Annotated in this window: 29 protein-coding genes; all 29 read left to right on the top strand. The window is 36.6% G+C overall.

The genetic code is table 11. The annotated features are described in order from the left end of the window. The first annotated feature begins 10 nt into the window (after positions 1-10). The 29 genes from fliG to ACLIBH_RS02930 all read left to right on the top strand — a co-directional run bounded on the left by fliG (position 11) and on the right by ACLIBH_RS02930 (position 25,263). The gene (fliG, locus tag ACLIBH_RS03070; protein WP_439315216.1) at positions 11-1,024 is read left to right on the top strand and encodes a flagellar motor switch protein FliG; all 1,014 of its coding nucleotides are present in this window, start codon (positions 11-13) and stop codon (positions 1,022-1,024) included. Then, positions 1,017-1,781, top strand: coding sequence for a flagellar assembly protein FliH (fliH, locus tag ACLIBH_RS03065; protein WP_439315215.1), 765 nt, complete (start codon positions 1,017-1,019; stop codon positions 1,779-1,781). The genes fliG and fliH overlap by 8 nt, the downstream gene beginning before the upstream one ends. Further along, positions 1,774-3,096: a flagellar protein export ATPase FliI gene (gene fliI, locus ACLIBH_RS03060; protein WP_439315214.1), complete on the top strand. Its 1,323-nt coding sequence runs from the start codon at positions 1,774-1,776 to the stop codon at positions 3,094-3,096. The genes fliH and fliI overlap by 8 nt, the downstream gene beginning before the upstream one ends. Next, positions 3,093-3,524: a flagellar export protein FliJ gene (gene fliJ, locus ACLIBH_RS03055; protein WP_439315213.1), complete on the top strand. Its 432-nt coding sequence runs from the start codon at positions 3,093-3,095 to the stop codon at positions 3,522-3,524. Before fliI ends, fliJ begins: the two co-directional genes overlap by 4 nt. Positions 3,525-3,529: 5 nt before the next feature. Then, the gene (locus tag ACLIBH_RS03050; RefSeq protein ID WP_439315212.1) at positions 3,530-4,111 is read left to right on the top strand and encodes a MotE family protein; all 582 of its coding nucleotides are present in this window, start codon (positions 3,530-3,532) and stop codon (positions 4,109-4,111) included. Positions 4,112-4,335: 224 nt separating this feature from the next. Beyond that, positions 4,336-5,622 (top strand): flagellar hook-length control protein FliK, encoded by a 1,287-nt coding sequence (locus ACLIBH_RS03045; protein ID WP_439315211.1) that lies wholly within the window; start codon positions 4,336-4,338, stop codon positions 5,620-5,622. A gap of 10 nt (positions 5,623-5,632) precedes the next feature. After that, positions 5,633-6,109: a flagellar hook assembly protein FlgD gene (gene flgD, locus ACLIBH_RS03040; protein WP_439315210.1), complete on the top strand. Its 477-nt coding sequence runs from the start codon at positions 5,633-5,635 to the stop codon at positions 6,107-6,109. Between the two features lie 2 nt (positions 6,110-6,111). After that, positions 6,112-6,477, top strand: coding sequence for a TIGR02530 family flagellar biosynthesis protein (locus ACLIBH_RS03035; protein WP_439315209.1), 366 nt, complete (start codon positions 6,112-6,114; stop codon positions 6,475-6,477). An 80-nt stretch (positions 6,478-6,557) separates the two neighbouring features. Continuing rightward, on the top strand, positions 6,558-7,454 hold the full coding sequence (gene flgG / locus ACLIBH_RS03030) for a flagellar basal body rod protein FlgG (RefSeq protein WP_439315208.1): 897 nt from the start codon (positions 6,558-6,560) through the stop codon (positions 7,452-7,454). A gap of 31 nt (positions 7,455-7,485) precedes the next feature. Further along, the gene (locus ACLIBH_RS03025; protein ID WP_439315207.1) at positions 7,486-7,728 is read left to right on the top strand and encodes a flagellar FlbD family protein; all 243 of its coding nucleotides are present in this window, start codon (positions 7,486-7,488) and stop codon (positions 7,726-7,728) included. Then, positions 7,721-8,140: a flagellar basal body-associated protein FliL gene (gene fliL / locus ACLIBH_RS03020; RefSeq protein ID WP_439315206.1), complete on the top strand. Its 420-nt coding sequence runs from the start codon at positions 7,721-7,723 to the stop codon at positions 8,138-8,140. The genes ACLIBH_RS03025 and fliL overlap by 8 nt, the downstream gene beginning before the upstream one ends. A gap of 33 nt (positions 8,141-8,173) precedes the next feature. Beyond that, the gene (gene fliM, locus ACLIBH_RS03015; protein ID WP_439315205.1) at positions 8,174-9,160 is read left to right on the top strand and encodes a flagellar motor switch protein FliM; all 987 of its coding nucleotides are present in this window, start codon (positions 8,174-8,176) and stop codon (positions 9,158-9,160) included. Between the two features lies 1 nt (position 9,161). After that, complete coding sequence (gene fliY / locus ACLIBH_RS03010; RefSeq protein WP_439315204.1) at positions 9,162-10,328, top strand: flagellar motor switch phosphatase FliY; 1,167 nt, start codon at positions 9,162-9,164, stop codon at positions 10,326-10,328. 23 nt (positions 10,329-10,351) lie between these two features. Continuing rightward, entirely contained in the window at positions 10,352-10,714 is a 363-nt protein-coding gene (locus ACLIBH_RS03005) for a response regulator (protein WP_439315203.1), read from the top strand. Between the two features lie 15 nt (positions 10,715-10,729). Beyond that, positions 10,730-11,380: a flagellar biosynthetic protein FliO gene (locus ACLIBH_RS03000; RefSeq protein WP_439315202.1), complete on the top strand. Its 651-nt coding sequence runs from the start codon at positions 10,730-10,732 to the stop codon at positions 11,378-11,380. Beyond that, complete coding sequence (fliP, locus tag ACLIBH_RS02995; protein ID WP_439315201.1) at positions 11,364-12,029, top strand: flagellar type III secretion system pore protein FliP; 666 nt, start codon at positions 11,364-11,366, stop codon at positions 12,027-12,029. Before ACLIBH_RS03000 ends, fliP begins: the two co-directional genes overlap by 17 nt. A gap of 50 nt (positions 12,030-12,079) precedes the next feature. Beyond that, positions 12,080-12,349, top strand: coding sequence for a flagellar biosynthesis protein FliQ (gene fliQ / locus ACLIBH_RS02990; protein WP_439315200.1), 270 nt, complete (start codon positions 12,080-12,082; stop codon positions 12,347-12,349). A gap of 3 nt (positions 12,350-12,352) precedes the next feature. After that, positions 12,353-13,132 carry a flagellar biosynthetic protein FliR gene (fliR, locus tag ACLIBH_RS02985; protein WP_439315199.1) on the top strand — a complete coding sequence of 260 codons (780 nt, stop codon included), beginning with the start codon at positions 12,353-12,355 and terminating at the stop codon, positions 13,130-13,132. Position 13,133: 1 nt separating this feature from the next. Continuing rightward, complete coding sequence (gene flhB, locus ACLIBH_RS02980) at positions 13,134-14,228, top strand: flagellar biosynthesis protein FlhB (protein WP_439315198.1); 1,095 nt, start codon at positions 13,134-13,136, stop codon at positions 14,226-14,228. A 2-nt stretch (positions 14,229-14,230) separates the two neighbouring features. Continuing rightward, positions 14,231-16,270: a flagellar biosynthesis protein FlhA gene (gene flhA / locus ACLIBH_RS02975; RefSeq protein ID WP_439315197.1), complete on the top strand. Its 2,040-nt coding sequence runs from the start codon at positions 14,231-14,233 to the stop codon at positions 16,268-16,270. Further along, positions 16,260-17,387 (top strand): flagellar biosynthesis protein FlhF, encoded by a 1,128-nt coding sequence (gene flhF, locus ACLIBH_RS02970; protein WP_439315196.1) that lies wholly within the window; start codon positions 16,260-16,262, stop codon positions 17,385-17,387. The genes flhA and flhF overlap by 11 nt, the downstream gene beginning before the upstream one ends. Beyond that, positions 17,380-18,246: a MinD/ParA family protein gene (locus ACLIBH_RS02965; protein WP_439315195.1), complete on the top strand. Its 867-nt coding sequence runs from the start codon at positions 17,380-17,382 to the stop codon at positions 18,244-18,246. Before flhF ends, ACLIBH_RS02965 begins: the two co-directional genes overlap by 8 nt. 5 nt (positions 18,247-18,251) lie before the next feature. Further along, positions 18,252-19,322 carry a chemotaxis-specific protein-glutamate methyltransferase CheB gene (cheB, locus tag ACLIBH_RS02960; protein WP_439315194.1) on the top strand — a complete coding sequence of 357 codons (1,071 nt, stop codon included), beginning with the start codon at positions 18,252-18,254 and terminating at the stop codon, positions 19,320-19,322. Then, positions 19,323-21,353: a chemotaxis protein CheW gene (locus tag ACLIBH_RS02955; RefSeq protein ID WP_439315193.1), complete on the top strand. Its 2,031-nt coding sequence runs from the start codon at positions 19,323-19,325 to the stop codon at positions 21,351-21,353. Between the two features lie 74 nt (positions 21,354-21,427). Next, positions 21,428-21,898, top strand: coding sequence for a chemotaxis protein CheW (locus ACLIBH_RS02950; RefSeq protein ID WP_439315192.1), 471 nt, complete (start codon positions 21,428-21,430; stop codon positions 21,896-21,898). Positions 21,899-21,901: 3 nt separating this feature from the next. Then, the gene (locus ACLIBH_RS02945; RefSeq protein WP_439315191.1) at positions 21,902-22,543 is read left to right on the top strand and encodes a chemotaxis protein CheC; all 642 of its coding nucleotides are present in this window, start codon (positions 21,902-21,904) and stop codon (positions 22,541-22,543) included. After that, complete coding sequence (locus ACLIBH_RS02940; protein WP_439315190.1) at positions 22,536-23,033, top strand: chemotaxis protein CheD; 498 nt, start codon at positions 22,536-22,538, stop codon at positions 23,031-23,033. The genes ACLIBH_RS02945 and ACLIBH_RS02940 overlap by 8 nt, the downstream gene beginning before the upstream one ends. Positions 23,034-23,097: 64 nt before the next feature. Then, positions 23,098-23,871 carry a FliA/WhiG family RNA polymerase sigma factor gene (locus tag ACLIBH_RS02935; protein WP_439315189.1) on the top strand — a complete coding sequence of 258 codons (774 nt, stop codon included), beginning with the start codon at positions 23,098-23,100 and terminating at the stop codon, positions 23,869-23,871. Positions 23,872-23,901: 30 nt separating this feature from the next. Then, a complete protein-coding gene (locus tag ACLIBH_RS02930; RefSeq protein WP_439315188.1) occupies positions 23,902-25,263 on the top strand; it encodes a DUF342 domain-containing protein in 1,362 nt (453 codons plus the stop codon). The last annotated feature ends 239 nt before the right edge of the window (positions 25,264-25,502 follow it).

Below are 25,502 nucleotides of genomic sequence, written 5' to 3'. Positions count from 1 at the left end.
GGCTCTATAGATGGCAAGACAAAAAAGAGGGATTACAGGAAGACAAAAGGCTGCTATTCTATTAATCTCTTTAGGGCCTGATGTTTCTGCTCAAGTATATAAACATTTGACAGACGAGGAAATAGAAAAGCTTAGTCTAGAAATATCTTCAGTTAAAAAAGTAGATGCGGATTTAAAAGACGATGTGCTCGAACAGTTCCATCAAATTGCGGTAGCTCAGGACTATATTTCACAGGGTGGAGTAGGCTATGCAAAAACAGTTTTAGAAAAGGCGTTTGGAAAGCAAGAAGCGAGCAACATTATAAATCGTCTAACATCTTCATTGCAAGTGAGGCCATTTGACTTTGCGCGAAAGGCAGACCCGCAGCAAGTATTAAACTTTATACAAAGTGAACATCCGCAAACAATTGCACTTGTTTTATCGTATTTAGATCCAGAGCAAGCCGGACAGATTTTATCGGAACTACAGCAGGATGTGCAAGCTGATGTGGCAAAACGAATAGCGATGATGGACTCCACTTCACCAGAGATTATTAGCCAAGTTGAACAAGTATTGGAACGTAATATCTCCTCTTCCTTAACAGAGGACTATACACAAACTGGCGGAATTCCTGCAGTAGTAGATGTACTGAATGAAGTAGATAGAAGCACAGAACGGACCATTTTAGATGCGCTAGAAATTCAAGATCCTGAGCTTGCGGATGAGATTAAAAAACGGATGTTTGTTTTCGAGGATATTGTCATTTTAGACAATCGAGCAATTCAGCGCGTAATAAGAGAAGTTGATAATGAAGACTTACGCTTGTCATTACGTGTCGCTAGCGACGAAGTAAAGGACGTTGTCTTTAAAAATATGTCGCAACGGATGGCAGAAACATTTAAAGAAGAGATGGAATATATGGGGCCTGTTCGTCTCCGTGATGTTGAAGAAGCACAAACGAGAATTGTTGGGGTCATACGGAGATTAGAAGAGGTTGGTGAAATTGTAATTGCACGCGGTGGAGGTGACGATATAATTGTCTAATTCAGCATCTGTTTCGCAAACAGAAAATAAGAAAGTAATTAAAATCAAACCAATACAAGCCATTATCCAACAAGAAGAAACACAAGTGATGGATGATGATCAAGAGCGTCGCACAGTCGAACATCAGCTAAAAAAAATGAAAGAAGAATTAAGACACGTACAAGAGAAAAAAGAAATAATGGTACAAGAAATAACGACTGAAATTGAGCTGGAAAAGCAAAAGTGGTCTACAGAAAAGGCGGAATTGGTTAAACAGGCTCAAAAAGAAGGGTTCCAAGCTGGCTTTGAACAAGGGAAGTTAGAATGTATTTCAAAATATGAAGAGCAGATCGAGAAAGCCAATGCACTTACACGTGCTGCTACTAAAGATTATTACACAACGGTAGAGGAAAGCAGAGACACAATTATACAACTAGCAATACATACTGCTGAAAAGATTTTAAAAGGAAAACTTACCGACGATCCTGCGTTGTTTTTACCAATAGTGAAGACAGCTATTACAGAAATGAAGGAATTGTCAAAAATATCCATCTACCTGCATCCGGATGACTATGAATTTGTACTAAAGCAAAAAGATGACTTAATAAAATCCTTAGATGGAGATACAAAGCTATCTATTTACATGGATCAAAAACTAGCCAAAAATGACTGCTTAATAGTTCATCCTAATGGACAAATTGATGCCGGAGTGGACACGCAATTACAACAAATCGCCCGTGCTTTGCAGGAAGTATCTACGGAGTCAGAGCATGAATAAGAGCGTTTTATTACGTGCGATTGATACTGTTGATACTTATAAACGATTCGGAAAAGTGTTACAGGTCGTTGGCTTAATGATAGAATCGCAAGGACCTGCTGCTAAAGTTGGCGAAGTATGCCTCATACATGCTGCAAATAAGGATAAGCAACCAATACGAGCTGAGGTAGTAGGGTTTAATAATGAAAAGATAATACTCATGCCTTATTCAGAGGTTACTGAAATTGGATCAGGGTGTCTTGTTGAGGCTACTGGAAAGCCACTAATGATCAAAATGGGTAGAGGGCTAATTGGTAAAGTAATCGATCCTTTGGGGAATTGCTTGGATAATGGGAATTTACCAAAAAGACTCGTACCATTTGTGACTGAACAACAGGCTCCAAATCCAATGAACCGGGCTCCTATTACTACACCTGTACATATTGGTATTAAAGCAATTGATACTATGCTTACCGTTGGAGAGGGGCAACGAGTTGGTATTTTTGCCGGAAGTGGTGTCGGTAAAAGTACATTACTCGGAATGATCGCTCGAAATAGCAATGCTCATATTAACGTAATTGCCTTAATCGGAGAGCGCGGACGCGAAGTAAGGGAATTTGTAGAAAATGAACTAGGTAAGGACGGCTTGGAACGAACAATTGTTGTAGCTGTCACATCCGATCAACCTGCATTAATGCGCATTAAAGGTGCATATACCGCAACAGCGATTAGTGAGTATTTTCGTGATTTAGGGTTTAAGGTTAATTTGATGATGGATTCAGTTACACGAGTTGCGATGGCACAACGAGAGGTAGGTTTAGCTGTTGGTGAACCGCCAACGACTAAAGGATATACACCTTCTGTTTTTGCTGTCCTGCCAAAGCTACTTGAGCGAACTGGAACGAGTGATACAGGATCTATAACAGCTTTCTATACAGTATTAGTCGATGGCGATGATATGAATGAACCAATTGCCGATACGGTTAGAGGAATTTTAGATGGCCATTTTGTACTTGATCGTAAGCTTGCTGAGCAAGGTCAATTTCCAGCTATTAATATACTAAAGTCTATTAGTAGAGTAATGAATCAAGTTGTCGATGCTAAACATAGAGAAGCCGCTCAAGAAATGCGAGCCCTTCTAGCTACATATGAAGAAAACAATGAGCTCATTAAAATAGGAGCATATAAACGAGGAACTGATACGGAGATCGACAAAGCAATCGCATTTTATCCAAAGGTTCAAGCATTTCTAAAGCAAGACATGCTAGACTTTGAACCATTTGAGCGATCGATCATACAAATGCAAGAATTGGTAGCGGAGGTGCGAGTTCATTGAATCTAAATACTGTTCTAAACGTACGTGAAAAAGAAAAAGAAAATGCACAAATTGCGCATCATCACTCTCAACAAGCATTTGAAGAAGTCGCTACAAAGCTATACACACTATTGAAAGAAAAAGAAATGGCTGAACATTCACATGAATCGCAGTTAAACACCCCAATGCCCATTGATCAAATTAAAGAACAGCTAGCTTACATTAATACATTAAACGCAAAAATTGTTGAATTGCAAAAAAGTGTTCAAAAGGCTCGGGCAGATATGGAAGAGAAGCAGATATTACTAACCGAAGCTTATATAGAAGTAAAAAAATATGAAAAAGTAATTGAAAACAGAGTTGCTGAAGAAAAGAAATTGTTGTTAAAAAATGAGCAAGCTATGATGGACGAATTATCCATTCAGCAATATTTAGGCCAAAATAGGTGAGAAGTATGGCGAAATTAACTGAGAAAAAAAGTAAAAAAACAAATCCATTTATCGGATTTTTGTTTGTTGTTGTAATCCCACTCATAGTAGCAATCGTGTTAACTATAATTATAATGGTCGTTGCCGGTGTAGATGTTGAACGTTGGATAAAGAAAACAGGCAGCCAAATTCCCGTCGTATCATCGGTTGTAAAAACGGATGAAGAAAAGGAGCACGAGCAGCAACAAATAAAAGCAAAAGATATAATTGAAAAACAAAAAAGTGACATTAAGCAACTAACAGCAGAAATAAGTTCACTGCAAGCGACCAACGATGAATTGAAGCAAAAAATAGTAAAGCTTGAAAAGGCAAATGAAGAAGAACGTAATAATCAGACTGAAGCAGAACAGTCAAATACAGTTAAGAAAGCATCCACCTCATTTCGAAAAATGGACAAAGAAAAAGCAGCACGAATATTTCAAAATCTCGATAAGTCATCGGCGGTTTCTATTTTAATAGAATTACCGAATGACGTGCGAGGAGAAATATTAGGGGAAATGGAGCCAACACTTGCAGCTGAGCTAACTGAACGATTACTAACCGAATAATCAACACCATCAACACATTTAAAAAGTTTAAAATAAATACGAATAGACTTGATTTTGTTTAATCGCTTATTGATTTGAATAGCGAATTGTAACTGGAAATGAGTTAGATATACTCCTTAGCTGTTCTGCTCTATTTATAATGTCGTACAAAAATGGTAAAGCGTTGCTAAATTCGTTTATATAGAAAAATGTTTTACAGTAGCTTTTGTAAAGGAGGTGATAAAGTGAATCGGCTCATGTTTACAGTACAAGCTGAACCTGCGAAAAGTAATACAGGTAACTTATTACAAAATAAACCAAAACAACATAATGGTGATTTCTTTGAGAGGCTTTTGCAACAGAAAAAGCAGTCTAGTATTGATGAACACAACGGAGGTCTTCCCCCTTCCTTGCAGCAAATGGGAAGCGGAGATTTATCTAATGCTAATCCGTTTTTTGTAACTGATGAAAGCGGCCTTTCAGACGATCTACTCCGAGAATTGAATAAATTAATTCAAAGTACGGATTTAACGGACGGTGAGCTAATAGCTTACCTCCAGCAAATGGCTACTAGTCAGCACTTCGAAAAAGGTAACCGTCCTATCGAATTGATCGATCAAGTCGTCAAATTGCAAACCGATCTCACAACACCGGTTCAGGAAACACTAGCTATAACAGAACAGCTTCAACGATTATTTAGTAAGCTTGAGCAGCTTGTTGCCCAAATGAATCGTAATAATGGTTCAATGGCGAAACTTTCTACAGAAGTTTTACAAATACTAAAAGAGTGGTCGACACTCGAACAAAAGGTAACAACCGAACAAAGACATCAGCTTCAATCAGTAATAGATAACCAATCAAACGAGCAGCGTATCGTCCAAGAGTTAATCCAAGCGTATAAAAAACGAAATGAACTCGTAACGAAACAGCAATATCGCATAAACGCACAAGTTACGAGTAATGACATAGCAAAATGGATGCAGTCGATTACAACAAACCAATTAGGACTCCATCAATCAACTATTAATCACGTTGGAATACCAATGTCGAATACGGAACAATACATTATTTATCTTAATAAAACGGAAGGAAGCGGAAGCGTTGAACAGCAATTGATAAAGCAGTTTCAACAGTCGGTTCAATCGAGTCGCTTTTTATCGGGAAACAACGGAACAAATCAACTGTCCTTTTCTTTGCGACCAGACCATTTAGGAGATATGGTAGTACGTTTGACACAAATAAATGGTGAAATGACAGTGCGAATCTTAGTTTCATCTCAAGTAGCTAAAGATATGCTTGAGTCAAATGTTCATCAATTAAAAAATATGTTTGCACCTCACCAAGTTGTTGTAGAAAAAGATGAACTAATCATTGATAGCAAGCAGGCTGTTTTAAAAGAACCAAATGAAGAACAGTCGAAAGATGAAAAACCGAGTGATTCTGATTCAAAGGATGAAAAAGAACGTGACGGTCAAACGAATAATGATTTTAAAACAGAATTATTTGAACAGATGTTAAATGAGAAAGTGTAGGTGCAGTGAAATGAATAAAATAGATCCATCATTATATATTCACAATCAACCGAAGCGTACACCTAGTCCCAACTTGGGAAAAGATGAGTTTATGAAAATATTAATGACACAGCTGCAAAATCAAGATCCGTTAAATCCAATGGAGGATCGGGATTTCGTTGCACAAATGGCCAACTTTTCTTCGTTGGAGCAAATGATGAATATGTCAAAATCGATTGATACACTTGTACAAAGCCAACTCATTTCTCCTGTAATTCAATACAGCCATATGATAGGAAAAGAAGTATCCTACCAAACATTTGATGAGGATACTGGACAAAAAAAGGAAATTGTTACGAGTAATGTAATTGCCGTTAGTCAGAAAGATGGTTGGGCAATATTTGAATTGGAAAATGGAGAAAAAATTTATGCCGATTCTGTTTTACAAGTACGCGACAAGCAAACGGAAGGCGAATCGTCAAGTTCTGAATCTAAAGGAAGTGGATAAAAATGCCGCAACGTATACACGAATTGCAACATTATTATTCAGTCCCTATTCAAAAAAGGAAGACAAAGCAAGGTGATACAAATTTTAAGCAAGTGTTGCATGCTGCTGAACGAGTAAAAGTTAGTAAACATGCACAGCAACGAATTGTCGATCGCGATATAACAATCAACGAACAACAATGGACACTGATTGCAAAAAAAATGCAAGAAGCAAAGCATAAAGGAGTTACCGATGCCTTAGTTGTGATGAAAAATGCTGCTTTGCTAGTAAGTACGAAAAATAACACAGTAGTAACCGCAATGGATAATCAAGAATCAGCTTCCAAGATTTATACAAATATTAATGGAACAATTGTAATTAATATGTAGGCTGGACCCTCTAAGGGAAGCCAACTAAGCTGTTGAAGGATTGATATAGCTTAAATTATCCAAAGAAGAGGAGAAAAAATATGTTACGTTCAATGTATGCAGGTATTTCAGGAATGCGAGGATTTCAAACAAAACTGGATGTTATCGGAAACAATATTGCCAATGTGAATACCTCAGGCTTTAAAAAAGGACGGGTAACGTTTCAAGACATGATGAGTCAGACGACTAAAGGTGCTCAAGCCCCTACTGCTAATCGTGGAGGAACGAACCCGGCTCAAGTCGGACTCGGATCACAACTTGGTACAATTGATAATATTCACACGCAAGGATTTCGTCAGCCTACAGACAGCCCGCTTGATTTTTCAATTGAAGGGGACGGCATGTTTGTTGTCGCAAGTAATTTTCAAAAAGCTGCAGCTGGTGCATCTGCAATTGATCTTGGGACAGCAAACATTGCGTATACTCGAGCAGGGAACTTTGGCTTAGATGAGGATGGAGCAGTTGTAACCGCTCAAGGGCTTTATTTAGTTGGGTTTGCAACGCAAAATAACAATGAGGAAATTGATACTACAAACCTGTCTACGATTATCATACCTAAGGATGCGCAGAGCTTTAGTGTTACGTCGAATGGTTTAGTTAATTATATTGATGCACAAGGAGAGCCAAAAGTTGCTGGTCAAGTTGCATTAGCGAGCTTTTCTAATCAAGCAGGCTTACAAAAGGCGGGCAGCAACCTTTATTTAGATTCACCGAACGCTGGATTAAGACGAGATGCTAATAATGATATTGAGTTACTATCTCCAGAATCAGAGGACTTGGCATCGTCTATCATTAGCAACTCGCTAGAAATGTCGAATGTAGATTTAGCTGAAGAATTTACGGAGATGATTACTGCACAGCGGGGGTTTCAAGCAAACACGCGTATAATTACAACTTCGGATGAAATATTACAGGAACTTGTCAATCTAAAACGATAATTAGGAGGTAGGGGTGTAATGGTGCGATAAAGTGCTGAATACCCCGCCGTATACTATGGTTCAATTAAAACGATTAAATGGTGAGAACTTTACGCTAAACGCTTTAATGATTGAACAAATCCAGTCCCATCCGGATACGACGATTACATTAACAAATGGCAAAAAAATAGTTGTATTAACATCCGAAGAAGAAGTAATTACAAGGACGACGAACTTTTTTCAATCAATAGGACTATACGGAACGTTGAAAGAGGCGGGTGATAGCGATGAATAGATTAACGAAAATGATGGTTACCTCTCTAATTGTATTATTACTTGCCGGGGCAATTGCACTTGTTATTGTTTTAAATGTTACAAGCAATAAAAACGAAGGTGGCGCACAATCCATTGACGAAATTGCCGAATATTCTTATGAAACGCCCGAAGTAACAACTGATTTAAATGATGGTAGCTTCGTTCGTATTCAATTCCAAATACTAACAGATGGAAAAAAGGCGCGAAAAGAAGTAGCAAAAAGAGAGTTTCAAATTAAAAATATCTTAATAAAAGAGCTCGCAGAAATGAATGAAGAAGACTTTAAGTCAGGACTTAGTGCGTTGGAGGATACGCTACAGGTCAAATTGAATGAAGTTATGACAGAAGGCAATATTACGGAAGTTTATACGACTAGCAAAATATTACAGTAATGACGTATTGCTCCAATACGGAGGTGGAAGTTTTTGATAGAAGAAGTACTATCTCAAAATGAAATAGATGCTCTATTATCTGCGATTACTTCAGGGGAAATGGATGCAGAGCAATTAAAACAAGAAGAAAAAGAACAAAAAATACGAGTATATGATTTCAAAAGAGCATTACGTTTTTCGAAAGATCAAATTCGGAGCATATCTAGAATTCATGAAAATTATGCACGGTTACTAACAACCTTTTTTTCTGCTCAATTACGAACATATGTAAATATTTCTGTCGCTTCTGTTGATCAAATTCCGTATGAAGAGTTCATTCGCTCTGTACCTAAAATGACGATCCTTAATATATACAGCGTTGCTCCATTAGAAGGAAGAATATTAATGGAGGTTAATCCGAATATAGCCTATAGCATGCTTGATCGTGTTTTAGGTGGGAGAGGCAGCAGTGCGAAAAAGGCGGATAATTTGACAGAGATTGAAACGATTTTAATGTCACAGCTTTTTGAAAAGTCTGTTGCAAATTTAAAAGAAGCTTGGAGTACACTGATTGATATTGAACCAGAGCTAGAAGAATTTGAAATAAATCCACAGTTTTTGCAAATGGTTTCACCGAATGAAACGGTAGTCGTCGTTTCATTAAATACAGCCATTGGTGATACGAGTGGAATGATTAATATTTGTATTCCTCATATTGTTTTGGAGCCAATTATACCTAAACTATCTGTTCATTACTGGATGCAAACAACAACAGATAAACGAGATCCTGAAGCGTATGAAAAGCTTCAAAAAAACATTCAAAAAGTACATGTTGAAGCAAAAGCAATACTAGGGGAAGCGAGTATACGTATGAAACAGCTAATGAATTTGAAAGCAGGGGATGTCGTCGCGCTTAATCAAGCAATTGACGAGCCTTTAAAATTAGTAATAAATGATGAACCAAAAATGTATGTCCAACCTGGCAAACATAAAAATAAACTATCTGTGCAAATTTTGGAAGAAATAAAGGGGGAGGAATAAAATGAATGATGGCATGCTTTCCCAAGATGAAATAGATGCTCTATTAAATATTGGTAACGACGAAGAATCCGAATCGAGCGTCGATGATGAAACGCTAGAAAAGTACCTTACTACGTTGGAAAAAGATGCATTAGGTGAAATAGGTAATATTTCATTTGGTAGTTCAGCAACGACATTGTCTACTTTGTTAAATCATAAGGTTGAAATTACGACCCCTCAAGTCTCTGTTGCTAAAAAACCGGGTTTGGATGAGGAATTTCCATTTGATCATGTCAGCTTACAAGTTAACTACGTAGAAGGTTTTACAGGTGCTAACTTATTTGTGGTCAAGACGGAAGATGCAGCAATTATTTCAGATATTATGCTTGGTGGCGATGGTACAAATCCAGATAAAAACTTGAATGAGATTCATTTAAGTGCAGTGCAAGAGGCGATGAACCAAATGATGGGGGCATCGGCTACGAGTATGAGCACTGTTTTTGATAAAAGAATCGATATTTCTCCTCCTTCTGTTAAATATGAAAATATTGAACAAGCAACCGAATTGGACGGTGCACCCGAGAAGGAAATTTTTGTTAAAGTTTCTTTTCAATTGATTGTAGGTGACTTAATCGATTCAAATATAATGCAACTCATTCCTTTGTCATTTGCAAAAGAAATGGTAAATCAATTGCTTAACAGTGAACCTGAAGAAAAGGAAATAGATCACGCTTCTCCTAGTGCAACGTATAGCGAGCAGCAGTCTGCTCCTGAACGAGAAGGAGAACCAATGCAAGCTACAATGGAACGAAAGGAAGTACATACTCATTCCTCACCTCAATATATTGGCGATTCTATTCAGGAAGACGCAACCATTCAACAAGCGTCATTTTCTACTTTTAATCAAGTAGAGCTGAACCAAAGCGAACAGAGAAATTTGGACATGCTTCTCGATATACCGTTAAAGGTTACAGTAGAATTAGGTAGAACGAAACGAACGGTAAAAGACATTCTTGATTTATCTTCAGGGTCTATCGTTGAATTGGATAAACTTGCTGGTGAACCTGTTGACGTCTTAGTAAATGAGAAATTAATAGCCAAAGGGGAAGTAGTCGTCATTGACGAAAACTTTGGCGTTCGAGTAACAGATATTGTAAGTCAAACCGATCGGTTATTAAAACTAAAATAATTTTTGTATGAGGTGATTACAAAATGGCACATAGCATTTTAATTGTAGATGATGCAGCATTTATGCGGATGATGATTAAAGATATTTTAACTAAAAATGGTTTTGAAATTGCTGGAGAAGCGGAAAATGGAGTTCAAGCAGTTGAAAAATATAAAGAGCTTCAACCAGATCTTATAACGATGGATATAACAATGCCCGAAAAAGATGGCATTACAGCATTAAAGGAAATTAAAGCAATTGATTCGGATGCAACTATTATTATGTGCTCAGCTATGGGACAGCAGGCGATGGTCATTGATGCAATTCAGGCGGGCGCGAAGGATTTTATCGTTAAACCGTTTCAGGCTGATCGAGTGCTGGAAGCGATTCAAAAAGCACTTGGTTAGGAAACGAGTGAAAATATGAGAAAAAAAACATGCTTAATCGCACTAAGTTTATTTTGCTTTACGATAATTGGATTGTTTTGGACTGTTCCATCCGATGCATCCAATGTTAAAGATTGTTTGGATGGAACGGCAGATTGTAAAGAAATGAACAGTCCTGCTAATAACGAAATAGAAACGGAAACGATTGAAGGGCAGCCAAAGACAGATGGAAAAGGCTCCCTCGTTTTTGACATTATTAAAATGGGTGTTGCACTACTTATCGTCCTTGGTCTAATTTATGCGTTACTTAAACTTTTAAATAAACGAAATAAATTATATGAGCATGTAAAGGCTATGGAAAATCTAGGTGGCATATCAGTAGGACAAAATAAGTCAATTCAAATCGTACGCATCGGTTCAGCATTATATGTAGTAGGTGTAGGAGATAACGTAGAGCTTTTAAAGGAAATTACAGATGAAGCGACAAAAAAAGAATTCGTATCCAACACGGATGATCGGCAATCAAATCCTACTGCGTTCATAAGTCAATTATTTCACAAGGAGCAACCGTCGCAAACGGAGAAGTTCAAGCACTTATTTACGACAGAGCTTGACAAACTAAAAAAGAACAGAAAAGAAATAGTGAATCAACAAAAGAAGGATGATGAACATGACGGAATTTATTGATATGTTTTCCAGTTCGGATCCTTCATCCGTTGCTACTTCTGTAAAATTACTCTTATTGTTAACTGTTTTATCCCTTGCACCAGGTATATTAATTTTAATGACTAGCTTTACGCGGATTATTATCGTATTATCGTTTGTCCGGACATCTCTTGCAACACAACAAATGCCGCCAAATCAAGTGTTAATTGGACTTGCGTTATTTTTAACCTTTTTTATAATGGCGCCGACGTTTAGTGAAATATATGATGAAGCGCTAGAACCTTTATTTAACGAAGAAGTGACGCTAGATGAGGCGTATGAGCGTGCGAGTGTCCCAATAAAGGAATTCATGGCAAAGCATACACGCCAAAAGGATCTCGCATTATTTATGAACTATACAGAAATGGAAAAACCAGAAACGGTACAAGATATACCTTTAACTACACTTGTTCCAGCCTTTGCAATAAGTGAGCTAAAAACAGCTTTTCAAATGGGCTTTATGATTTTCGTTCCCTTTTTGATTATTGATATGGCTGTTGCTAGTGTTTTAATGTCCATGGGGATGATGATGCTTCCACCGGTCATGATTTCATTGCCATTTAAAATATTGTTATTCGTACTTGTCGATGGTTGGTATTTAATTACCCATTCCTTACTTCAAGGCTTTTAGCAAAGAATTAATGTATTCATCTTAGATTAAAGTAAAAGGTGGTGGTTTGCTTGTCGAGTGAATTTGTAATGTCCTTGGCTGAAAAAGGAATTTATACGATTTTGTTAGTTGCTGGCCCATTACTCATCTTAGCATTAGCTGTAGGACTCATAGTAAGTATTTTCCAAGCTACAACGCAAATTCAAGAGCAAACCTTGGCCTTTATTCCAAAAATAGTTGCAGTACTAATTGGTATCGTGTTTTTCGGTCCATGGATGCTCAGTAAGATGATTGAATTCACGGTAGAAGTATATCAAAATTTAAATCAGTTTGTAGGGTAAAAGATGCTGGAAATAATAAATCTATCAAGCCTTCCGATCTTTTTGTTAATTTTTGCTAGAGTTATTTCTTTTTTCGTTGCACTACCTTTATTTTCATACCGAACAATTCCAATGACATTTAAGATTGGTTTAAGTTTGTTTCTATCTTTTATTATGTTGTATACATTTGATCTATCAGCAATTTCAATCGATGAAACTTTTTTGTTTTTATTGCTTAAAGAAATTGTAATTGGCCTCCTTATTGGGTTGATGGCTTATATTATTTTATCGGCAGTTCAAATCGCTGGTGGTTTTATCGACTTCCAAATGGGTTTTGCAATTGCAAATGTAATCGATCCACAAACAGGAGCGCAAAGTCCATTAATTGGGCAATATTTTTATATTATAGCTTTATTATTTTTGTTATCTGTCAATGGTCACTACTTGTTAATTGATGGAATTTTTTATAGCTATCAATTTATTCCAATCGATGCATTTGTTCCATTTGCTGACGGATCAATAGCAGAGTATGTTATTACAATATTCAATCGAATGTTTGTAATCGCCTTTCAGATGGCAATCCCGATCGTCGGTTGTTTGTTTCTTGTTGACGTAGCTTTAGGAATTATCGCAAGAACCGTGCCACAATTAAATGTTTTTGTCGTTGGTCTTCCAATCAAAATTTTTGTCAGTTTTGTTGTGCTGTTGTTTTTTTTAAGCTTGTATATGGTACTAGCAAAAAGTCTATTTGAACTATTGTTTGAGACAATGAGAAGGTTAATGCAATTATTCGGAGGTGCTTGATTTGCCATTAAAGCTGAATCTGCAGTTTTTTGCGGGAGAAAAAACAGAAAAGGCAACTCCGAAAAAAAGACAAGATGAGCGAAAGAAGGGGAAGGTAGCTAAAAGCCAGGATGTGAATACGTCTATTCTTCTTTTGTTTTCATTCATCGTACTTGCTATTTTAGGTTCATTTATGAAAGCCAGCATGCTCTCTTTATATGAATATACATTTACAGAGTATATTCACTGGGAGATTACAACGAATACAGTTATGCAGGTCTTTAAAGAAGTTATGATTCAGCTAACTATAATAGTAGCACCGATCATGATCGCTGCGCTTATTGCAGGACTCACGGCAAATATTATGCAAGTTGGCATATTGTTTACAACTGAACCGTTAAAGTTTGATTTGAAAAAAATCGATCCAGTTAAAGGCGCACAAAGAATTTTTTCGATTCGCGCGATCGTGGAATTGTTAAAATCGTTATTTAAAATTGTTTTTATCGGTCTTATAACGTTTACGATTATTTGGTTCTATAAAGATGAAATGATGATGCAGTCGTTAAAAAATGCGGAAAGCGCTATTTCTTTTTTCGGTAGAGTTACGATTATGATGGGTATTGCTGCAACAATTGCTTTACTATTTTTATCTGTACTCGATTATATGTATCAGCGGTATGATTTTGAAAAGAACATCCGAATGTCAAAGCAAGATATTAAAGATGAACATAAAAATGTGGAAGGCGATCCATTAATTAAAGCTAAAATAAAAGAAAAACAAAGACAAATCGCAATGCGACGAATGATGAATGAAGTACCATCTGCAGATGTTGTAATAACAAACCCAACCCATTACGCGATTGCAATAAAGTATGATGAAGCAAAAGCAGCCGCCCCAGTCGTTGTAGCGAAAGGTATGGGGCATCTCGCTTTAAAAATTAAGGAAATAGCGAAAAAAAACGACGTTGTTACGGTAGAAAATAAGCCACTCGCTCGTGCTCTATACCAAACTGTTGAAATTAACGAGGCCATTCCTGAAGATTTTTATCAAGCAGTTGCTGAAGTTTTAGCCTACGTCTATCAGTTAGAAAAAAAGTTGTATAATAAGGGGATTTAAGTATGAAAGCTCGAGATTTATCCGTCCTTTTAGGCGTTATTTTAATAATTATTATGCTCGTTATCCCTCTGCCGGGATGGTTATTAAGTGTTTTAATTTTATGCAATATTACGCTGGCACTTATCGTTATTTTAGTATCCATGAATACACAAGAAGCATTGCAATTCTCTATATTTCCCTCCCTGCTATTATTATTAACTTTATTTCGGCTAGGTTTAAATGTATCGACTACACGGTCGATTTTATCGAAAGCAGAAGCTGGCGGAGTAGTCGACACGTTTGGTTCATTTGTTATAGGAAATAATCCCTTAGTTGGTTTTGTTGTTTTTGTGATTCTTGTAATTATTCAATATATCGTTATCACTAAAGGTGCGGAACGTGTGTCTGAAGTAGCAGCACGTTTCACACTTGACGCGATGCCTGGAAAACAGATGAGTATAGATGCTGACTTAAACGCAGGACTCATATCGGAACAGCAAGCGAAAGAACGACGTGAAAAAGTAGAAGATGAAGCGGACTTTCATGGAGCGATGGATGGAGCGAGTAAATTTGTAAAGGGCGATGCAATTGCAGGAATTATAATTGTTTTAATTAATATTATTTTCGGCTTAATTATTGGTATGGTTCAATTAGATTTAACTTTTCAGGAGTCAATCAATACGTTTATGAGATTAACAGTTGGAGATGGCTTAGTTAGTCAAATCCCAGCTCTGTTAATTGCAACAGCTACAGGAATTGTTGTTACTCGTGTTACAACTACAGGAAATCTTGGGAGCGATGTGACAGGGCAATTACTCCAATATCCAAAACTATTATTTATTGCAGCTGGGACAATATTTTTACTTGGACTAACGCCAATAAACTTTTTATTAACAACGACCATTGCATTTCTGCTCGCACTAAGTGGCTACTTACTACTAAGACAAAATGTAGAAGATGAGGAAATACAAGCAGACGAACAAGAGGAAGCGGAGTCCTCTGCTATGAAATCGACTGAGAATGTTGTCGAGCTACTAAATATGGATCCAATTGAATTTGAATTTGGCTATGCACTTATTCCTCTAGTAGATTCCAAACAAGGCGGAGACCTTCTCGATCGAGTTATTATGATACGAAGACAATTGGCGATTGAATTAGGTATTGTTATTCCCGTAGTACGTATAAGAGATAATATACAATTAAATTCGAATGAATACCGGCTAAAAATAAAAGGTAATGAAGTTGCTTTTGGAGAATTGTTGCTTGACCATTATTTGGCAATGACTCCCGACATTGAAAATGATGATATGGAAGGTATTGAAACAAAGGAACCAGCCTTTGGATTACCGGCAAAATGGATTAATGAAGATAAAAAAGATGATGCTGAATTAGCTGGTTATACCGTTGTTGACCCACCTTCTGTAGTATCTACTCATTTAACAGAGGTCATAAAAGCACATGCGCATACGTTACTAGGTAGACAAGAAACAAAGCAGCTCATCGACCATCTAAAAGAAAGCTATCCAATAGTAGTAGAAGAAGTTACCCCTGAACCATTAGGGATTGGAGACATTCAAAAAGTATTAGCAAAGCTGCTAAAAGAAAAAGTTTCCATTCGGAATTTGCCAATTATCTTTGAAACATTGGCAGACTTCGGTAAGCTAACGAATGATACGGAACTACTGACAGAGTATGTACGTCAAGCACTTTCAGCTCAAATAACGAAGCAATATACATCGAATGATCAACCATTAAAAGTAATAACCATAGCAAATCAAGTTGAACAGCTTATATTAGAAGGCGTGCAACAAACAGAGCATGGAAATTATTTAACGATAGATCCTGAAACACAGCAGTCAATTATTAATACGGTTCATGAACAAGCAGAAAAGAATGCATTGTATGATGACCAGCCAATTGTTCTCTGTTCACCGACGATTCGAATGTATGTAAAACAATTGCTTGATCGTTCGTTGCCACAAGTTGTAGTACTTTCTTATAATGAATTGGAATCAAATGTTCAAGTTCAAAGTGTTGGGGTGGTAAATGGTCATGAAAGTTAAAAAATATATCGCAAATACAATGCCAGAAGCAATGAATCAAATTCGTAAAGAACTTGGTCCGGACGCTGTTATTTTAAACTCTAGAGAATGGACCGAAAAGAGACTTTTAGGATTGCACAAAAAGAAACGCATTGAAGTAGTTGCAGCTCTAGATCCAAACCCAATAGAAAATGAGAAAAATACGCAGCAATTTAAGCAAGAAATGGTACAGCCTTTGCCCGAAGGAAATACATCAACTCGTCCGGACTTAACTGTTATGAAAGAAATTAAGCAATTAAAAAAAATGCTTCAGCAGCAAGCGTTTCAATCCAATCATAAGTTTGAACCAGAATACGAACTCGTTTTTCAATTTTTAATAGACCAAGAGGTAGATGAGGCGTATGCAAAGCAAATATTAAACAGTGTCGTTGAATCACATAAAAATATGTCCGAAATACCCGATGAACAAAGCATTTTATACAGTGTCCAAGCTGAAATGAAAAAAATGTTAAGTAATTCATCGTTTAATGGGATTACGTACGATAAAAGAATTGTACAGTTTGTAGGCCCGACCGGTGTCGGTAAAACAACTACATTAGCAAAAATTGCAGCACATAGTATGTTAAAGGATGGAAAAAAAGTAGCTTTTATTACTGCGGATACGTACCGCATTGCAGCAATAGAGCAGCTGAAAACATATGCGCGGATTTTAAATGTACCACTAGAAGTAGCGTATTCTATTGATGACTATAAAAAAGCTGTACGTACATTCGAAGCGTTCGATTTAATATTAGTCGATACAGCCGGACGAAACTATCGAAACGAAAAATATTTGGATGAATTAAAGAAAACAATTGATTTTACGGATGATTTAGAAACGTACCTTGTTCTCTCATTAACTGCAAAAGCAAATGATATAAAACAGATTTATGATCAATTTACGCCACTGTCTATTAAAAAGGTAATTTTTACAAAAATAGACGAAACAAATCAATATGGAAGTATTTTAAATACAGCTTTACAAGGGAATGCTGACATCGCTTATTTAACAGATGGTCAAGACGTGCCAGATGATTTAATAGAGCCTTCAGCTAAAATGATAAGCGACTTAATTGTAGGCAGGTATACAAATGAATGATCAAGCTGCAAGTTTACGTCGCAAGCTGCAGCACGCCAAAGATAAGAAAGCCAAAACAATTGCAATTGTGAGCGGCAAAGGCGGTGTAGGGAAATCAAATACAGCATTAAATATGGCAATTGAAATACAAGAAAGAGGAAAAAAAGTATTAGTAATCGACATGGATATCGGAATGGGGAATATCGATATTTTACTCGGAATCTATTCGAAATATACGATAGTTGATATGTTTAACGACTTTTTACCTGTACATGATATTATAGAAAAAGGGCCAAAAGGCTTGTCCTATATTGCCGGAGGTTCTGGTATTACGCAATTTTTCTCGTTAAATGATGAAAAAACAAATTGGTTTTATAATCAATACGAACAATTAGTACGAATGTACGATTTCATCTTTTTTGATTTAGGAGCTGGTGCGAGTAGAGAAAATTTATATTTTACGTTGGCATCGGATGAATGTATTGTAATTACTACCCCTGAGCCGACTGCACTAACAGATGCGTATGGGATGATAAAGCATGTAATAAATAATCGTCGTAATATGCCAATACGTGTTTTGATGAATCGTTGCTATAAGCCTATAGAATGTACGAACAAAATAAACCAATTTAAACATATAATTAAAAAGTTTTTAGAAGTTGACGTTCAGTTGCTTGGCATGCTTCCTGAAGACAAATCTGTTGGAAGCGCAGTGATCCAACAAATCCCTTATATATTACTCTATAAAAAAGCACCAATATCAAAAGCAATAGGGAAAGTAGTGGATCAATATTTAGTACATTCTGACTCTGACTTTACAAATAAAAACGTACCTTCTTCTTTCATTCAACGAATAAAACAACTTATGACAAAGAGGTAGAATATATGCATTTAATTCGTACCGCTGTAATTGATGAGACAGCAGAAACACGGAAAGCGCTTGCACATATCATTACAAAAGATACGCGAACAGAACTGGCATTTACAGCAGGGGATCGAGAGAAAGCGTTAGCAGCAGTAGGAAATACGTACATTGATGTAGTACTTCTTAGTGTAGATATGCCTATTATTGGTGAACAATCAACGTTGGAAGCAATATTGAGTATCGTTTCCGTACCAGTCGTTATATTAGCAAAACCTACGGTAGAGTCAACAGCGAAAACAGTCCGCGCCATATCCGGTGGTGCTATTGATTTTATTCGTTTGCCGAGAAACAAAGCGGAATTGACGAGTGAAGCGTTTACGGAATCGATCATTAAAAAGGTCGTCTCTGCATCAAAGGCAAATCCAGAGCGAACTCGTAAAAAAACACGCGTAAATAAAACAGTGTTGAACAAGAACATAACTAGTTTAAATGAGGCTGCCTATGAACAAACAATTGTAGCAATTGGAGCTTCAACTGGTGGCCCGCGTGCATTACAGACAGTATTGGTTGATCTTCCAAGTGATTTTAATGCGCCAATCGTTATCGTACAACATATGCCAGCAGGATTTACCCGCTCTTTAGCTGAACGATTGAATGGGCTAGCAGCAATTACTGTCAAAGAAGCTGAGGATGGAGAAGTTATTCAACCACGAACAGCTTACATTGCACCAGGAAATTTTCATATGAAGGTCGTTCGAGAGGATGGCTATAAAATTAAGTTGACGAAAGAAATTGAGCGTCTCGGCCATCGACCATCTGTTAATACTTTATTTGATTCATTAGCACAAATTTCTCAAATTAATATAATTGCTGTTGTGTTAACAGGAATGGGTAAAGATGGCGCAGAGGGAATAGAACAAATTAAAAAGAAAAATAAAAGAGCAATTATTATTGCCGAATCCAAAGAATCGGCCATCGTCTATGGGATGCCAGCTGCTGCAGTAAAAACAAGTTTAGTTAATGAAACGCTTCATCTCCAGGAAATTGGTAAGGTAATAACAAAATTTAAAAGGGAGTTAGGGGGAATTTAAGTGGATACAACGCAATATTTAGATGTTTTTATTGACGAGAGCACAGAGCATTTGGATACATTGTATCAACAGCTACTCAATCTCGAAAAAAACCCAACTGATAAATCAATTATAGAAGAAATATTCCGAGCAGCACATACGTTAAAAGGAATGTCTGCAACAATGGGGTATAGTGATTTAGCCAATTTAACACATATTCTTGAAAATGTTTTTGATGGAATCAGATACGATAAAATTAACGTACATACAAATATGATGGATACAATGTTTGATGCTGTTGATCATTTAAATGCGATGGTTGAAAACGTTGCGAACGGAGGAGACGGAACGCGCGATGTTACGTCAATCATTCAACTGCTAGAAAAAATTGAACGAGGAGAAAGTCCACCATCATCAAATGATAGAGAGCTAGATTCAATAGTAGTAGCCGAAACAGAGCAGCCGATGACAGAACTGGATGAATTTCAATTATCTATTTTAAACGAATCAACTGAACGCGGTTATTTTAACTATGAAATCCATGTTAAATTAAATGAAGATTGTTTATTAAAAGGTGCTCGTGTGTACATGGTTTTTGAAGTGCTTGAAAGACTAGGGGAAGTAATTAAGTCGGAACCACCAGTAAGCGAACTAGAAGAGGAAAACTTTGAACATTCATTCTCTGTTATATTCGTGTCTAAGCAAGACAAGGCTGAAATTATTGGGAAAATAAACAAGGTTTCTGAAATCCATTCAGTTGATGTTACTCCATTTTCGGTCACCGATTATAAAATAAAGCAAGAGCATCATACAGAGGACAGGAAACAGGAAACTGCAGGAAATAAAGAAAAAGATTCTTCTAAAAAAGTAAAAAAGCAACAAACTTCAATTAAAGGAGCACAAAGTAAAACGATTCGTGTCAACATAGACCGTCTTGATATTTTAATGAATTTGTTCGAGGAACTTGTAATAGATCGCGGGAGACTTGAACAAATTTCTTTAGATCTTAAACATTCGGATTTACAGGAAACGGTAGAACGGATGTCACGTATTTCAGGCGATTTACAAAATATTATTCTGACAATGCGTATGGTTCCAATTGATCACGTATTTAACCGTTTCCCACGGATGATCAGACAGCTTGCTCGTGAATTAGAGAAACAAGTTGAAATTGAAATTATTGGTAAGGATACAGAGCTTGATCGAACCGTTATTGATGAAATTGGTGATCCATTAGTTCATTTAATTCGAAATGCTATGGACCATGGAATTGAGACACCTGAAGAACGAACAGCAAAAGGAAAGCCAGAGCAAGGTACAATTCAACTTGAAGCTTACCATAGCGGAAATTATGTTTTTATTGAAATAAGAGACGATGGTGCTGGGATTAATAAAGAAAAAGTAATTCACAAGGCGATAAATAGTAACATTATTAGTCAGCATGAAGCAGAGACATTGACCGATCAGCAAGTGTATGAACTCATAATGGCGAGTGGATTTTCAACAAATGAAGAAATCTCAGATATTTCAGGGCGCGGAGTGGGCCTCGATGTTGTAAAAAATACGATCGAATCGTTAGGTGGTAGCATTTCGATTGATGCTAAGAAAGACGTAGGCTCAACATTTTCTATTCAGTTACCATTAACTTTATCGATAATATCCGTATTACTCGTTGAAATTGGTTCCGAAAAGTACGCTATTCCTCTATCATCGATTATCGAAACAGCGATATTACATAGGGACGAAATATTAAAAGCACATAATAAAAAAGTTATTGACTTCCGTGGTAACGTTGTCCCACTTACCTTTTTAAGTGAAATTTTCTCTGTTTCTAATAGCAAAAGTGCTGAAGATGATTATGTATCAGTAGTTATTGTTCGAAAAGGTAATAAAATGACAGGACTTGTTGTAGATTCGTTTATCGGGCAACAAGAAGTCGTGCTTAAAACTTTAGGGAATTATTTAACAAATGTATTTTCTATCTCCGGAGCAACGATACTTGGAGATGGGGAAGTCGCTTTAATTATTGACAGTAATGCTTTAATTAAATAATAGGAAAAGCTTATTTTAGAAGAACAACGATTTGAAAAAAACTACAAATATACTAGGTTCAGGAGGAACATTTTATGGAAAACAACCAAGTACAAGATAAGAAAGTTATTGTGTTCCAATTAAAAGATGAAGAATATGCTGTTTCAGTAGAGCAAGTAGGTTCAATTGAAAGAATTGAGCCCATAACAAGAGTTCCCCAAACAGCTAATTTTGTTAAAGGAGTTATCAATTTACGTGGGGTAGTAACACCGATTATTGATTTAAGAATCCGATTCGGTTTGGAGGAATCGTCTTATAACGAACTTTCTAGAATCATTATCGTTTATTTAGATGATATGGAAGTTGGTTTAATTGTGGACGAGGCGAACGATGTCATTGATATTCCTGTTAATGTTATAGAACCTGCTCCAGAGGTAGTTGGTACGGTTAATGTCGATTATATTGAAGGTGTTGCTAAATTAGATAATCGACTATTAATTTTACTTGATTTACAAAAAGTTTTATCAAAAGATGAAATAAAAGAATTGAAGACAGTGGATGGGTAATTGATGAGCTTTATACATTTATCGACCGAGCAAAAGGACGTATTGCAAGAAATTGGAAATATAGGAGCTGGCAACGCGGCGACTTCTATGTCACAACTTATTAATAAAAAAATTAATATGGAAGTTCCATCAGTTAAAATTGTCTCATTTGATGAAATGATGGAAATGATCGGTGGGCCAGAGGAAGTAATCGTAGCTATATTATTTCGCATAACTGGAGAGATGCCTGGTACGGTTTATTTCTTATCAACTGTTGAGGAAGCAAAAAGTTTAATAAGCCAATTAACGTTTAATTCCGATCTATCTTTCACAGAAAATGGGGAGTTGAATGAGTTGGCACTATCTGCATTACAAGAAGTAGGTAATATATTAACGGGATCCTATTTAACTGCATTGTCTGATTTTACTAATGTTACTATGCAGCCTTCTGTTCCTCATTTAAGTATTGATATGGCAGGAGCTACATTAACGGCAGGACTTATAGAATTATCTCAAGTAACGGATTATGCACTCGTTATTGATACGCAAATAACGGATGAGGTTGAAAACGAAAACAAAGGTATCCATGGGCAATTTCTTTTACTTCCTGATCCGGAGTCATTTTCAAAACTATTTACAGCTTTAGGAATCGATGATTATGCATGACGTGCAAACAGTTGTCAAGGTCGGGATATCAGACTTAAATATAGTACGAGCACCAAATATTATACGAACCTCTGGTTTAGGATCGTGTGTAGGTGCTGTAGTTTACGATTTATCCAAAAAGGTTGCCGGACTAGCCCATATCATGCTACCTGACTCGGCCTTGTCGAAACAAGAAAGCTTTAACGAATTCAAATATGCAGACACTGCTATTAATTGTTTAGTTCAGATGCTATGTGAAAACGGTGCAAGGAAATATGCGTTAAAGGCAAAAATTGCAGGGGGCGCTCAAATGTTTCAGTTTGCATCAAATACAGATGTTATGCGTATTGGGCCAAGAAATGTTGAAGCAGTTGAGCGTAAATTAAAAGAACATAATATTGCGATCGTTGCGGCTGATGTCGGCGGGAATAAAGGCAGAACGATAGAATTTGATCCAGCAACAGGAAAATTAAAAATAAAGACGGTAACGCAGGGGGAAGCATTTATATAATTTGTTAAAAAACCTTCGTTTTAGTTACGTATAAGAATATATGATAGGAGGAGCAACGATTACAATGAACCATTCTCCTCTAGTTCAAAAATTATGGAATAATTGGCTCGATCATAACGATGATCAAGCTGCAAGTGAACTAATCGAAAATTATATGTACCTAGTATCTTTCCACGTAGAAAGAATAGCAAGTCACTTGCCGGAAAGTGTACATAAAGATGATTTGAAAAGCTACGGCTTGATGGGCTTGTATGATGCGCTAACCAAATTCGAAACTAGCCGAAATTTAAAATTTGATACGTATGCATCCTTTCGAATACGCGGTGCAATAATTGATGGACTACGAAAAGAAGATTGGTTGCCTAGGTCTCTTCGTGAAAAAACAAAGCGAGTTGAACAAGTTTCTCGTGAATTAGAACAAAATCTTCAGCGTAGTCCAACTGCTCAAGAAATAGCGCTCCAACTAAACATGAAAACAGAGGAAGTTGAAACTATACTGAAGGATGCCCTCTTTTCTCATGTGTTGTCTATTGAAGATAAGCATGGCAATAACAAAGAAGAGCATATTGAAGGTATTGGACATTCGATACCCGACCAAACTGCGATTTTGCCCGACGAACATGTTGTTGATGAAGAAATTAAAAAGGAGTTAGTTAATAGCATTCATACTTTGAATGACAATGAAAAAATGGTTATCAGTTTGTTTTACAATGAGGAGCTTACTTTAACAGAAATTGGCGTTGTCTTAGGGTTAACGACATCTAGAATATCACAAATTCATAAAAAAGCGATTTTTAAATTACGTTCCACCTTACGTAAATTGGAAATGGTACAATAAATTCGCTCACACTAACGAAGGGGAATGGCGATGCTAAAGAAATACTTTAAGATTACGGTAGCACAAGATAAACTAACAGCAGAAATTCACATATTCGAAAATTACGCCGAAATAGATGAGCATTTAAATGAAAAAGCATTAAGACAGTTTCTTCAAGAAGAAAATATCCTATATGGAATTATTGAGCCAGCTATCCAGCAAGTGCTATCCAAGCCACAAAGTAAAGAGTTTCCTCTCAAAATTGCTGAAGGAAAATCGGAAGTCAATGGAATTGATGGCAAGCTAGAGTATATGGTTAACTTTAATTCTGAAATTAAAAAAACACCTAACTGGAATTTTCGGGATGTTATGCGAATACCAAGTGTAAATAAAGGCGATAAGATAGCAACGATTGTTGAACCGACGATGGGCAGACCCGGGAAAGATGTTTATGGAAATAAGCGTCGGGCTCGCCAGGGAAAACCTGTTTTAATAAAAGCAGGAAAAAACGTCACGCTAAATCCGGATGATCATACTTTTTATGCAAATTCGGAAGGTCAAGTTAGTGTAACTACCCGAAACATTCATGTTCATTCTGTATATGAGCTTAAAGAAAGCTTATCTATGAAGGTAGGAAATATCGACTTTGTAGGATCCGTTATTATTCATGGTGATGTGCCAACAGGCTATTCAATAAAAGCAAAAGGTGATATTAAAATTTTCGGAATGGTCGAAGCAGCATCATTGATGGCAGAAGGCTCGATTTTTGTATCGGAAGGAATGGCTGGGCTAAAGACCGGTTCATTACAAGCGGGTGAAAATGTCCATATCGGCTATTTAAATCAAGGGATTGTAACCGCAGGAGATACCATTTATGTGGAAAACTCAATCCTTCATAGTGAATGTACTGCTGAAAACAATGTGTTTTGTCAGCAAGGGAATATTATCGGGGGCTCTTTGTCAGTCGGAGGGACTGTCGAAGCAAAAGATGTAGGAAATCGTATGAATACGAAAACGGAAGTTTATTTTGGTATTAATAAATTAGAAAGCGAAAAAGAAAAAAGCTTACTCGCAAAAAAGTTAGAATTGGAAGAGACATTGAGTAAGTTAAAAATAATTGGTTCAAATTTAGAAAAGCAACAGTCAAAGGACAATCCTAAGCTACGAATTACATTACTACGACAAAGGCATTCGTTTAATAAAATCACAGCTCAACTAGATGAAATAAATAGAGAGCTAGAGCAAATGGATTCGCAGTTGGGGAAAGGTCAAGATTCTAAACTTATAGTAAAAGGGGTATTGTACCCAAGTGTAATCGTTGCTTTTGGTAAATATAAACGAACCATTGATAAAAACCATCACTATGTACAAGTGAAAGTAGTAGAAAAAGAAATATCACTAGCTCCTATTTAATACAGTCGTCTTTTTTTCGGAAAATGAATTTTCATAATTTAAGCCCCAAACAGGACAGGGGCATGGGTCTAGTCTGCGTGTGTAAATGGATGCTTTAAGTTGAATTTAGTCCGTTGTTTTAAAGTATTTGTTTTGAAATTTTGGATTAGTTTCTGGGAAATAAAAAAGACTCTCCGACAAGAGTGTGGAGGATATGAGACTTCAGTGGTGAGATCCCACAATGCGGCACACGGGAACGC

It is taken from the genome of Virgibacillus sp. W0430 (genome assembly GCF_051846935.1).
GTDB lineage: Bacteria > Bacillota > Bacilli > Bacillales > Amphibacillaceae > JBPYCR01.
The sequence above is the reverse complement of the archived record's forward strand: the minus strand, read 5'-3'. Positions and strand labels throughout refer to the sequence as shown.